At 42.5% G+C, this 13,873-nt stretch carries 7 protein-coding genes and 2 pseudogenes; 7 read left to right on the top strand and 2 right to left on the bottom strand.

Annotated elements, in window-relative coordinates:
* Positions 1-193: 193 nt before the first annotated feature.
* From AC6I8Y_RS19545 to AC6I8Y_RS19555, 3 genes are read left to right on the top strand one after another with little or no spacing between them, the layout of a single operon-like run.
* On the top strand, positions 194-655 hold the full coding sequence (locus tag AC6I8Y_RS19545) for a hypothetical protein (RefSeq protein ID WP_498022754.1): 462 nt from the start codon (positions 194-196) through the stop codon (positions 653-655).
* Positions 648-2,870, top strand: coding sequence for a hypothetical protein (locus AC6I8Y_RS19550; RefSeq protein WP_498022756.1), 2,223 nt, complete (start codon positions 648-650; stop codon positions 2,868-2,870). Before AC6I8Y_RS19545 ends, AC6I8Y_RS19550 begins: the two co-directional genes overlap by 8 nt.
* Positions 2,863-5,838 (top strand): tyrosine-type recombinase/integrase, encoded by a 2,976-nt coding sequence (locus AC6I8Y_RS19555; RefSeq protein WP_498022758.1) that lies wholly within the window; start codon positions 2,863-2,865, stop codon positions 5,836-5,838. The genes AC6I8Y_RS19550 and AC6I8Y_RS19555 overlap by 8 nt, the downstream gene beginning before the upstream one ends.
* Before the next feature lie 273 nt (positions 5,839-6,111).
* On the opposite strand, the gene AC6I8Y_RS19560 is transcribed toward AC6I8Y_RS19555, so the two are convergent.
* Both AC6I8Y_RS19560 and AC6I8Y_RS19565 read right to left on the bottom strand, forming a co-directional pair.
* Entirely contained in the window at positions 6,112-8,496 is a 2,385-nt protein-coding gene (locus AC6I8Y_RS19560; RefSeq protein ID WP_498022759.1) for an arylsulfatase, read from the bottom strand.
* Positions 8,497-8,505: 9 nt separating this feature from the next.
* The gene (locus AC6I8Y_RS19565; RefSeq protein WP_498022760.1) at positions 8,506-9,777 is read right to left on the bottom strand and encodes an anaerobic sulfatase maturase; all 1,272 of its coding nucleotides are present in this window, start codon (positions 9,775-9,777) and stop codon (positions 8,506-8,508) included.
* An 83-nt stretch (positions 9,778-9,860) separates the two neighbouring features.
* Here AC6I8Y_RS19565 and AC6I8Y_RS19570 point away from each other — a divergent pair, with 83 nt between their 5' ends.
* From AC6I8Y_RS19570 to AC6I8Y_RS19585, 4 genes and pseudogenes are all read left to right on the top strand, one after another.
* Entirely contained in the window at positions 9,861-10,751 is an 891-nt protein-coding gene (locus AC6I8Y_RS19570) for a LysR family transcriptional regulator (protein ID WP_498022762.1), read from the top strand.
* 249 nt (positions 10,752-11,000) lie between these two features.
* Complete coding sequence (locus tag AC6I8Y_RS19575) at positions 11,001-11,264, top strand: hypothetical protein (RefSeq protein ID WP_498022764.1); 264 nt, start codon at positions 11,001-11,003, stop codon at positions 11,262-11,264.
* Between the two features lie 572 nt (positions 11,265-11,836).
* A pseudogene (locus tag AC6I8Y_RS19580) lies at positions 11,837-12,244 on the top strand (IS110 family transposase); the annotation flags it as partial.
* Positions 12,245-12,396: 152 nt separating this feature from the next.
* Positions 12,397-13,306, top strand: a pseudogene (locus AC6I8Y_RS19585) (IS5 family transposase).
* Positions 13,307-13,873: the final 567 nt, after the last annotated feature.

The following is a 13,873-nucleotide window of genomic DNA, read 5'->3' on the forward strand; positions in this document are numbered from 1 at the left end:
TGATCGAGGTTTGGGATTTTGAGCCTCATATAATGTACATTTAATGTACAGTTTTTGACTTAAATGAGCGTTTGAAATGTCGCATGTTTTATCGAGTCGTTCAAAAAATAGATTAGAATTCTCTATTCATAGTGCTGCCCTACCGGCATTTTCTTTCTTTCACTCGCGACAATTCTGGGTCGACAAAACTGCTATGACACAGTCATCTTTGGATGAAATCAATGTCGGCCTCACACTTCAGGCTGTACGTGTATCAAGCAAGAAAATAGCCATAATTTCAGGGTTTGAATCATTCAGCTTTTCATTAACGACGCTAACCCTTGCCGACTGCGATGTGCTCATTCAAGACGATATGAGCGATGCGGATATCGAGAAGCACTCGTGGTTGGCCGTACTTCGCTCAGTCTTATCGTCGGTCGACAATAAATCAGCAGAAGGTTTTCGTAGAGCGTTGAATCAACATGCACCGAAAAGCATCATCAAATCTATGTTCGACAAGAATAAACTGAGTCAAACGAAACTCTCTGAGATAACTCATTCCTCAAGAAGCTCACTCGCCCAACAAAACGCAAAAACTCAAATCCAAGAAAGTACATCCGACGAAGAACCCTCGATTTTTGAGAAACTGTTGAAAGAGAGAGAACGACATGATTGAAGATGTAAAAGAGCGGTTTAAACAAAAGAACATCGAACGGTTTCTCAAACAACTATTCCCTTTCGACGACAACCAAAACGCCCTCATCGCAACCGAAGTTATCAGGTTATGTTCAATCATCAGAAATGAATATAAGGATGAGTTTCCGGAAATATCATTTCTTGTTTCAGAGGCAAAAAAAGTACAGCGTCCCCCAACTTCAGCTAATTTACACGACGTAGTCTATTCAATATCAAACAGCAAAAAGCTTGGCGTACACTATCTGCCCGCTTTCTTATCCACCAGTCTTTTGTTGACCTCTTATGACCACAGCAAGTTCGACCAATACAAAGCGTTGACATTTCTGTCAGTCGCACGGCTTTCCTTTATTGGAACACATCAACCTAAGATCGAAGCAATCTGTAATGATGTAAGGTTATTTGCCAACGGCAAAAGAGAAACGATGGCAGCTTACCTCCCAGATATTGAGCAGGTAGATTTTATACAGCTTGTAAAAGCTTTCAAAGTCCTTGTCGATGAAGAAAATGAAGACCGCCCCCCAAGACAAATTGTTGACAAGCTTAATCACTATCGCCGCCCCTATGAATCGACATTAAACTATGCAGACGGATACACCCGCAATGTTACTAGCAGCGAGTTCAAGAAAAGTGGAAGTTTGGAACAGAGTAAGCTCAAGACACTAGATGACGAAGGTGAAGAAGTACTATTCGAAATAAAGCAGTTTAATGAAGCACCGCGGTCAACAAGCAGCAGTTGGCAGAAAGAAGACCACTACAGCGAAAACAGTCGAACTACTAGCATAGTTAGTAGCTACCGCTACACTCAAAATAACTATGCTACCGGAGCTCTCCATGCCCGGGCTATCCAAGCTCGTATCGAAAAACGGGACATGTGCCTCGCTTGCGATATAGACAGTGCCACCACTTATGAAATAGGTTCACTGGTTCGCTATTGTATTGAGCAAATCAATACCAAGACAAACTCTCTTATGGCATCCAAACTACTTCTTGTTATGTTAATTAGTGGTAGTAACTACAACCAAGCGAGAGGGTTGAAAAGTAAACGTTCTTTAGACAGAAAGCTTGTTGGTTTTTGTAGAAAGTACAAACTGCCCTCTCAAAAGCAGCGCACAGAGCTCCTACCTCTTCTCACTAAAACCAAGGAGGACTTTTGGTTACCTCTGCCACAAATAATCAGCAATCAACTTACTAGCCTTAGATTCAAAGATGTAAAAGAGTCTGAATTAAAAGGGTTGATTAGCCACATCAACAAGCGACATAACACACACCTTACTCTCAGAAGGATATCGTCCTACTTTCGACAAAAGCTGTCTCATGAAAATATCGACTCGACCATTATTGCCTTAATTGCTGGTGAATCCATTAACACCATACCTGCAGTGTTTTACCTCCAACTCTCCAATGGATATCTACTTCAAACTTACCGTCGTTATCTGGATTTTCTCTCAAACCTAGCATCTGATCCGTCCGCGTTAACCCTCTTCGATGAACTTCCCAACCCATCATCACTAGGTTCGCCTCTGTATATAGAAAGAAGTGTCTTGTCTTCATTATTTTCCTACCTACAGTCAAAACTGAACTCTGAAGAACCCACGGGTGAATCCTTCCATAACGACATCACGATATACACTCAGCTTGTTCTTGCGATTGCATCAGGTTACCGACCCGTAACTGGTTGGTTTGGAAAAATCACGCACTTGTCGTTACGAACAGGAGACTATTGGATTTCGGACAAAGAATCAGGAATTGGTGACAACAGTCGCGTTATCAAGCTTCCAAAGATAGCTATCACAACCCTCAATAACTACTTGAGCTATTGCAAACGACGAGTGTTGCAGCTAGCTAACACTAACCCGAACCTTTCGTTCGAGTATCAACATTTACTCAAGGGAGAGAAGCATCTTTTTTTCTATCTAAGAGGCAATCAGTATGAGCCGTGTACACCATCGAACTACACTTTTTTCATTGACGCGATATTTCCAATTCAAGCCAATTGGGCTCGACATCATGTACGCTCTCTATTAACCGAAAAGGGAGTTGACGTCGCAGTTATTAACGCTTGGATGGGACACATGAATCAATCTAAACGCAGTTTTAATGAGTTTAGCACTCTAACCCGCCAGCATATGGAAACAGTATCAAACATCCTTCATGAGTATCTAGTAGATATTGGAGTGGAGACTTCACATGACTGAGATTGGCGTCGAGGCTCGCCGCAAAAAACGACTCAACCAGATAGAGCGAGTAAATAAAAAAGCGAACCAAGTGTTCGAGAAATATTTCCCAAACCCAACCATAGTGCCTAAACCAGAACGTTTTTATGAAAGATGGGAAAAGTTCATTGATGAAATCACTAATACGTTTGGGCAAATCAGTGACTACAGACGAGCATTTAATCTCGGTGTAAAAAACGTCCTTAGTTATCAAAAACTCTACAATTGGAAGATCAATCCTCCTAGTTACATTGTCACAAAGAAATCCTTAAAGCCCTTGCGCACACTAGATTGGATACAAAATGCTTGGAAAGGATATGAATTCTATCAACATTGGTACTACGGCGAGCTATTAAAGGCACCCGCTCAATCTAAGGAACAAGCTTTTAGAAACTTAGTCCTCTCGTTCATCTATCATAGCGGTCAAGCAAATCCTGATGTTGTATACGGCTTTCAGCGTTCGATTAGTGACTCAAATGTTAAAACGAATCATTGGAAGCAATCACCCTTTATTAGTGTAACAATCGACTCAGAAAGGTTTAACACCAATGTTGAGGTAGCAGGAAACAAAGTTACTCAATTTCATTGCTATCTTCACCCTATAACACTTGGTTTACTGCGTTTGTGGCGACGGTGGCGACGTCACACCTGGCGCGCTCCTAGGGATAGAGGTGAGTTAAGCGCTATGTTGATTAGAAATCAATGCACCCTGACTTTTAGCCAACTTTGCCAAACCTCGGTATACGTGGCTGAAAATCAGTCCGACTTGGCAATCAGTAACGCACTCACTGAATACCAGGTGGGCAGAACAAAATCCTACGGGATTCCGACAAGTAATCTTGCTCGGTTGATTCATCCTATTGTCCACCCATTAAAGAACGTGGACTTTACATCTGGTTTTTCGTCCTCAAATTCAGAGGTCTGTCCGACAGAAACGAAACCAAAATCACGACACCCAGAGCTCTTTGACAAAATAAAGACTTGTTTAAGTCCCAAGGATACACTCACACCGATCAGCAAAGTTACACTGAGGCAAAGGTTAGAAGCGTTAATATCGGAAACATCCAATGAAGGTGCATTACACCAATGCTTGCTTCTACAGTGGTATCGCCACAAGCTGGAAACTTGCAGTGTCAGCACCTTAAAAGCATATCATTCGAGTTTAACTCGCAAATGGCTTTACCTTTGCGAAAGATATCAACTGAATGAGCTAAATAGAGAAGAGCTAGAGCAAATTTACAAGCACACCATCGACAGCCATATAACAGCTAAATCTAAAAAATATTTTGCGGGTAGACTCAAAGACATACACGCTTTTGCAGTGGCAACCAATGTACTCCCTCCCATCTCTAGTGACTATTTACATACTGACCCGACACAAGCTCATACGCGTGCGGCGTTTGTTGATGAAGCACTGTTCACTGCTCTGCTAAATAGCATTGAGCACACTATAGGACTTAATGAAGCCGATAAACTGTGTCTACAATCGATGTGTATTATCTCTTACCGTTGCGGTCTAAGACTCAATGAGCTTGTGAAACTACGAATGAAGGATGTTGAACGCTCCAATATTGGCTGGCTATTCATCCGCGATAATCATCTTGGTCAAAACAAAACGGCAGCAAGTCTGAGGAAAGTCCCTCTCTATCCAATGCTGCTTGAACACGAAGCTGACATCATAAATCGCTATGACCGTATCAAACAGGAGCAACAACTTGGAGGGACACTTCCGTTCTTTTCTATTGGAGCTACCGCAAAATTTCCAGTGGATTCCTTTCGAGTTTCCATGTTTGTTGGTGAACTATTAAAGTCCCTAACCCAGTTGAATTATTTTGTGTTTCACCACCTACGCCATAGCTGTTTAAGCCGATTGCAACTTATCCTAGAAATGGATGATCTACGCTCGTCACCTCAACAGCTATCTTCGTACAATAAAAATCAGCTTAAAAAAATCAAAAGCATCATATTTGGACGATCGGCGATGAACGGCTACGATGCAATTGCAGCTATGGCAGGTCACGAATCACCGAGGATGACATTTGAACATTATTTCCATTTTTCTGACTGGATTGTTGCTCAAAAGCTTAAAGATATCGACTTTTCACTCTCGCAAGGCACGATGAATCTGGTAGGGATACTGCCCAAAAGGCTCCCTGTAGAGAAGAGACTCAATCAATATGTTCTTCCGTACTTGATGAAGAAACTCCCTATTCAAGAGCTGCCAGCAAACATAGCCAATGGGATTGTGCCCACGCTTCATATCGAAGACGACAAAGAAATTATTTCCATTCCAATTTGCAATAGCGCTCTAGAATTGTATCAGCAGGGCTTTAATCACGAAGATATTTGTTCCAGACTAAAAATCACCGAGGCTACGCTAAATAAGTGGCTCAACAATGCCAAAAGCATCAAGACACTTTCCACAGAATCTGCTGGACGGCAGTACTCTCGACATTTTTCTGATACTCGGACACAAAAACTTTTACCCTCACCACTTAAAACTTCAACCGAAATACAAACGCAGAATCAATATATTAGAGAATTGAGAAAACACTATCATCAGCACCAACAGGCCATCTCTGAAGCCATTGCTTATGCTCTTAACCATGCAAGTGTTTCTCGCTCGGGCATCTATTTCAACTCACCGGTTGAGTTGCGAAAATTTCTGGAAACAACCCAGCTATTTATTCCTAAAGCGCACTGGCGAGCGGCAACACAATATCTAGACAACAGTATTCATAAAACAGAATGGGTTGATGCCCTTAAAGGCATTAGAGCGTACAAGGAAAGGAAGTCGTCAGGCCGCAGTAAAAAAGCACAAGGCGCGGTTAGGTTGGAGTTAGTACACCCAAAAAATCGAATAAAAAGCGAACACAGAAGTAAACGGTCATCCCCGCTTCTGATTCATCTATTTCATATGATCGGCATTATGATGATGTCTCAAAGCTAGTCTACATGCGTTTCAGTGTTAACAATGAAACATGATGGAAAGATGAAAACCCTTGGTGATCATAGCGAAGATGATCACACGTTAGATATACTAATCCATTAACAGAACTTGGACAAAAGTGTTCCAGCGATTTTTCTAAATTAGAAAATTATTAATTAGTTTAAGTATCCTGTTGCTTAGTACTCGTATCTGAAACATCCATAAATCTTCTGAGTTTGCCATGACCCCAAAAATGCCAGCCAGGGCGGTTGGCATTGTTCATTTTGATAAGAATTACTTGATTATCGGTTGTGTTGGAGCCACTTCTAAATCAACTTTTTGGATTGTACCGCCAAACTTAAATGGTACTTTTTCAGCGTAATCCGGCATGACTGGTGCGCCAAGGTCCACGCCAATATCTAAAGTTTCTGTTGCAGAGAATCGAACTGGCACTGCCTGTTCAACTTTACCTGAACCGACTTTTTTATCATTGATGTATAAATCAACGCTGCCGCCATTGAAATCCAGCAAGTATTTAAACGGTTCTTGCTTATACACTGCCGACAGTTTTACGTCACCGGCAGGAATAGCAGAGTCGGACTCAATAGTATAATAGCCTTTGCCGAAGAAGTTGTAGCCATACACCAACCTGCCGTTATCCACGTAGAATGAAAGCCCAGCAGCGCTTCCTCCCATTGCCATTAGGACACCATCAGCTTTCTGACCTTTAGCAATATTTACATAAGCGTCAATTCGGTGGTCGCGCTGATACACAGGTGGCGCAGAACCTTCAGGTACACGAGTCACACTTGCTGTGTAGCTAAACTTGGTTTTACCACTGGTTAAAGACGGACGATCTGGCGTCGCTGCTCGCTCTGCAAATCGGTCATCCAGTGGATAGACTTCGTTGATTTCTGCTTGGTGGTCAAACTCTTCAATCATTTCCGCCAATTTATCTGGTATTTGCTCAGATAAGTCTTCCGCTTGAGAGAAATCCTTTTCGACGTTATACAGTTCCCACGTCGAGTTTTCAAAACCACGCGAACCACTTAACTGCCAAGGCACACCGTGGAATGCAGCCGCTACCCAGCCATCTTTATAAATTGCTCGGTGACCGCCTGTTTCAAAATATTGAACGGTACGATGTGACTTAGCGGTTGGATTATTAAACGAGTACATCATACTCGTACCCGCCATTTCCTTCTGCTCTACTCCGTTTACCATTTTCGGTGCTGGTAGGTTAGCCGCTTCAAGGATAGTTGGTGTAATATCGACCACATGGTGGAACTGGTTTTGAATCGTGCCCGTATTCTTAATTTTCGCTGGCCATGAAACAATCATACCATTACGAGTACCACCAAAGTGCGAAGGGACACGTTTCATCCATTGGAAAGGAGTCGAACCCGCCCAAGCCCAGCCTACCGGATAGTGGTTTTCGTGCAGCTTATTACCTAACTCATCCATATATTTCAGCTGAGACTCAACAGTATCTGGCACACCGTTTTGTGTCATCATGTTATTGGTGGTACCTGTAGGAGTACCTTCTGCGCTACCTCCGTTATCACCAGCAATATACATGATCACGGTGTTATCAGCATCTGGCATGCTTTCAATTTTATCGATTAAACGCCCTATTTCATAATCGGTATAAGCTAAGAATCCAGCGAACACTTCCATATGGCGGGCATACAATTTCTTCTGATCTGCGCTTAAGCTATCCCATGCTTCGATCTCTTTCGGACGAGGCGTCAGCTTAGTATTATCAGGAATGATCCCCATCTCTTTCTGACGAGCAAAGACTTCTTCCCGATATTGATCCCAGCCCGTATCGAATTTGCCTTTGAACTTATCAATCCACTCTTGAGGCGCATGTAAAGGTGCGTGAACCGCACCCGGGGCAAAGTATGTAAAATATGGCTTATCTGGATTAATCGATTTCTGTTGGTCGATCCACCCAATCGCTTTATCCACCAAATCGTTATTGAGATGATAGCCTTCTTCAGGTGTTTTCGCTGGCTCCACAGGTGTCGTGTCATTAAACAACTGTGGCTCCCACTGACTTGTCTCACCGCCCTGGAAACCATAGAAATGTTGGAAACCCAATCCAGTAGGCCACTGATGGAATGGTCCTGATGGCGATGTTTCCCAGTCAGGCGTGTTGTGCCACTTACCAAAAGCACTTGTGCTATAGCCATTCTGTGTCAGTACTTCAGCGATGCTTGCGACGGATTTTGGCCAGATAGAATTATAACCAGGGAAGCCCGTAGAAAGCTCAGAGATGGTACCAAAGCCGACCTGGTGGTGGTTACGCCCCGTCAATAATGCCGCACGCGTCGGTGAACTGATACCCGTAGTATGGAAGTTATTGTAAGTCACACCACGCGCTGCCAGCTTATCCATATTCGGGGTTGGGATTAAACCACCAAAGCGACCAGCCTGACCGAAACCTAAATCATCCAACAGGATAACTACAACGTTTGGCGCACCTTCTGGCGCTTTAATCGGTTGAGGGTAATCTGACTTCGACTGCTCATAGCTTTTACCAATTTTTCCACTAAATTCAGTAGCCTGTTGAATCGGTAAAACCGTTCTATCGACAGAATGGACAGGCGCAGCGTAACCTGCTGATGAAAGCAGTAAACTGGTTACCGCGACTATCGGCTTTATTTTCGTTTTCATTACAGTTCCTTAAGCACGTAAACGTTGTTGTAGAATCGTCTGGCTATTAACGACTTTGCTGTAGAATTTTTTTAACCCCGAACACAGATAATTGAGTCCCTCTTCGCCTGCTGCTGTTTTGGTGAACCGGTTTTTAGGGCATTCACCGTAGCAAAGCGAGAGGAAAAAGCACTGGCGGCAATCTGAAGGTAAATTTTCGGTTTTAGACTTGCCGAAAGCTTGTTGTTTGGCCGAAAAGACGAGGTCGCCCATATGCGTTTCAGCAATATTTCCGAGCTTGTATTCCGGATAAACAAAGTGATCACAAGAATACAAGTCGCCATTGTGCTCAACGGCAACCGCCTTTCCACAGAACTCAGCGGATACACACTTTTGGGCACCGAAGCCCAATATTTGCGAGATAACGTTTTCGAATTGATCCACGAAAACATGACCAAAATCGTTCTTCAACCATTCATCCCAGACGGCAGTCAAGAAGGTTCCCCATTGTGTAGCTCCTACTGACCAATGCGTCAGGTAAGTCTCGTCTTCATCCGGAAAAAGATTCTTGTTTCCAATCTGGATAAGATCTTGAGAACGCCACTTATTTGGGGCTGTCTGGGTAAAGTCTTTGGGTTCAGCACAAGGAATGAACTGAATGAACTGTGGTTGAACTTCGTCCCGAAGAAAGCGGTAAACCTCAAGCGGAAATGCGCCATTGTCCTGATTCACAACGCACAGAGCATTGAAGGTGATCTGGTATTTTTTCAGTAAAGCTATCGCCTCCATCACCTTATCAAACGATGATTTGCCTGCTCGGTTTACGCGATGTATGTCGTGAAGATGTTTTGGACCATCAATTGAAATGCCGACTAAAAACTGATGCTGTTTCAGGAACTGGCACCAGTTGTCGTTGAGCAAAATACCGTTGGTTTGTAGATCGTTCAGAATGGCTTGATCTGGTTTCTTAAATTTGTTTTGTATCGCGATGACTTTTTCAAAAAAGGGCAAGCCCATTAACGTCGGCTCACCACCTTGCCAGGTAAAGACCACCTCTTCACCCGTTTGCGCTTCAATATACTGCTTAATGTAGAGTGCAAGCATTTCATCACTCATACCCGCATGCGATGGTTGTTCTAAAAGAGACTCTTTATGTAGATAGAAGCAGTAACTGCAATCTAAATTGCAGCGCGACGCTGACGGCTTAGAAACGGCGTGAAATCGGTAAACATCATTATTGAGTTTAGGGAGCTGTAACTTTGGTGAATCAATATCATTAAAAATTTGCATTTCCAAGGTCATAGATGGAACCCAACTAAGTAAAAAAGACGAGCTTAGTGTAGACTATGACAAACTATCACGCAAAGAATGCCAGATGTGACAAAATGGAAAACAATGTAAACCTTAACCTGCTGAACGTGCTGATTTTATTGAAAACACATCGCAATATGCGCACGGTTGCGAAAATACTCGGAAAATCAGAAAGCGCCATAAGTAAAGACATCAGCAAACTGCGAAAGGAGTTTGCTGATGAGCTCTTTATCAAAACACAGTCAGGTTTTAAACCCACCTACTATTTGAGCCAAATTTTTCCAGAGCTCGAACTGGCTTATACGCAGTTAATCTCGATTATAAATAAACCAATTGAGTTCCAACCGCATCTGTATCATAAGCGTATCTGCATTGCGATTGCCGACGCCGAATATGACCGCATGGTATCGCTACTTTACCCAAAACTCGCTGAGCACTTTCCTCAGGCAAAATTTAGCTTTATTTCCTGGAGCCCGGACAGTTTAAAAGACATTAACCAAGGGAAAATAGATTGTGGCATTCACCTTCAGAATGAACACTATTCCAAAGATTTCTATCAAAAGACACTTAAAGTTGACCAGATGGTTATCGCTGTGCATAAAAAGCACGATGTTGGCAGTTGGAGTAGCGTTAAAGACATACCATTTGTATTTATAGACGTTCCTGGATGGAACGACTTGAACTATCGATTTACAGACATCCTCCCCAAGGAATACAGAGAGCATATTTCTCACACTGTCCGAGTCGACAAGCTGGCTTCAGCGCTCGATATAGCAACCAAAACGCGAGTCGCCATACAGTGCCCGACGAGATATTTATCTGAAGATTTTACTGTTATTCCTTACCCACAAGAGATCAGGTTTGATATCGCTTACTCGTTTTATTGTTTACAGACGAAACGGCATAGCCCTTTAAATCAGTTGCTAAGCGAAATAATTAGTCATTGTTATCAACAAGAGCACTAGGGATAGAGTTCATTGAATAAAATATGTCAAAAAGTACGCGTACTAGTGGGGTTGCTAGCGAATCAAGCAAAGAATGGGACGTGCGACATGAGGTCGTATACAGCGCTGTCCATGGCGTTAAGAATGGACCATCTGAAGTCCTGCCTTTTTAGAGAGCATTTTTTAGATTGTTGAACTACGTCTATTGTAGTTAGGTCTCATCGTACCAAGTTCTATAAGAGGAAGTGGTATTTACTAAAAAGGTGAAACATGAAAGCGTACATTATTAATTACGATTTAAGAAATAAGAAGGATTATCAATCTCTTTACGACGTAATAAAGTCTTATAGCAAGTGGGCGCATGTCTTGGAGTCCAGTTGGGTTATCAAAACCAGTAATTCAGCTGTAGAGATTAGAAACCATTTGCGTGATGTTATGGACGATGATGATGGTTTGTTTGTAGCTTGCTTAAGTGGTGAGGCAGCTTGGAGAAATGTGAATTGCGATTCTCAATGGCTAAAAGATAACTTATGATTTGTTATCCGTTTATTATTGTATTCAGCCGTCAGTAAAAATCCACCTGCTCTGCACGTGGATTTTTACTATTTACTTGAAAGCTTGGGACCGGGTTTAAGTGCCATATGAAACTTTCCTCTCTCGAAGATAAAGCTGAAAAAGTTATACTGTGTATCCATACAAAAATCTATCATAAACAAGTTCATTATTCAGATAACAATCAAATAGTTCTCATCATTCGTGCTGCAAATTCAAATCATCTCTTTCAAAATGTGCGTAATACCCCTTTGATTTGCGCCCAGAAGCGCACACTCTGAACTCACTTCAAATACAAAACAAAGCCCCTCAGGGATAAACAACGCACGTAGTGCAAGCGAAGCACCAAGCCGCTCGATAGATCTGATTTTTTTAACATAGTTAATCGGCGCGGTTAGTTACTGAAGATCAAAAATGATCATTCCCCTCATCCTGCTAGACCCGCGTAGCGGTATTTGTGGTCGATGTAGGGCTTTGATGTGATGGACGCACCTCCCTTCTAGCGTCGTTGTACCAAACTAATAGTACAACCATTGAGTGCAGGAGTAACAAGTATGTCTATTAAAGTTGTCGGTATTGATATAGCGAAAAGCCTCTTCCAAGTATGCGTACTGGGTACAAATGAACAGATTTTATCAAACAGAAAGGTAAAGCGAGATAAACTTCTCGATACTGTCCGCCAACTACCAGAGCGAACTGCTCTTGCCATGGATTCATGTGCTACTTCTCACCATTAGGGCAGAATATTTCAAGAACTAGGATATACAGTAGCTCTTATTCCAGCTCAACAAGTAAAGCCATTTGTTGGGCGACAAAAGAACGATGCTAATGATACAAGAGCCATTTGTGAAGCCAATTCTAGACCTGACATTCACTTCGTTACTATTAAGTCTGTTGAACACCAAGACCTCAAAGCAATACGCAGTGTCCGTATACGTTTGGTGGAGAACAGGTCTATTATCGACCTAGAAAGACGTCGGATATATGTTAGCGACCGTATCATTGAATTAGCCATTGCATCCTGAGGTGCGTCCATATATGTTGCCGAAATCGAATGAACTAAATCAGAATCTTACGATCAGATCAGGGACATTCATTCACTGACTCTGATTTCATGCCGAAGCCTCACTATAAAACCACCAACTGGCGCAAGTACAACAACTCCCTAGTCAATCGAGGTTCAGATTGACGAAGAAGCAATAACCGAATGGAAGCAATCTAAACAGCACAAGCGTAGTAGACCACGATTGTTTAGTGACTTAGCTATCACGGCCGCTCTCATGGTGAAGCATATCTTCTCCTTGCCCTTAAGGGCACTACAAGATTTTATCGACTCTGTTTTTAGACTGGCGAACATCCCATTGGTTTGTCCTCACTATGCCTGTATAAGCCGCCGAGCCAAGGATGTACAAGTGAATTTCAAAGCCTCAACACGAGGCGCCATCCAACACCTAGCCATTGATGCAACTGGGCTCAAGGTATACGGTGAGGGAGAATGGAAAGTGAAAAAGCATGGAACGGATGGCAAGCGTCGAGTCTGGCGTAAACTCCATCTTGCCGTTGATACAGATACACATGAAATTATCGCCGCAGAGCTGACACTATCAGGTGTGACCGATGCGGAAGTGCTCCCCAGCCTTTTCAAACAAACACGCCGAACCATCAAGGAAATCTCGGGAGATGGTGCATATGATACAAGAGAGTGACACAGAGCGATTGAGGTTAAGAAAGCAACACCTATAATCCCTCCACGTGAGGGTGCAGCTTTCTGGGAAAAAGGACATCCACGTAATCTGGCAGTTGGCTGCCAAAAGCTTTATGGCTCGAACAAAAAGTGGAAACAGAAATAGGGTTACCACAAGCGGTCATTGTCGGAGACCGCGATGTATCGCGTAAAACAATTACTAGGCGCTTCACTCACGCTTCGAAATTACAACGCACAAGTTGGTGAGACTTACGCCATGATCAAAGCACTCAACAAGTTAACTGGGATAGGTATGCCCGAAACTCAGTATATTGTTTAAAATGCGAACGATTTAGCTAGCGTTCGCCTTTTCGCTTAATTCGGCAACAACGCCCCTCACTAGTTCAAAATGATCCTCGCAAGGCTAACTGTGAACAAACTTATACATAAACATCAGTAGTTGCAATTAGCACATCCAAATAATCTAGAATTCTTATGCTAACACTTCCATCGCTTTTTCACAGTACACTAAAGACGTGATTGATAAATCACCCAGTTTGCATCAGTGATATGAAGGTTTAGTATGGTACTTGAAAGAATTTGTCCTGAGTGTAATAAACTATGCTTGGTAGCTCGTATAACTAGAACTTTCTTTGAGAGACATATAACATACAGAAAAGATTGGAAGTTTCAATGCCAGTGCTGTTATGGAGTTTTTTTTGCATGTCTAACTATCACATCAGAATGTCAAAAAAGATAAGCCTATATTAATCAATAAGAGTCAACAAACCAAAGCCTCACTATAAAACTACTAACTAGCGTAAGTATGATAACTCATTGTCCAACAGAGGTTCGCTCATTAGTCAGCAGCCCCATGAACGTCGTTTGATATTGCTTGGCTTTTCGA

The organism is Vibrio sp. KUL78 (genome assembly GCF_059725505.1).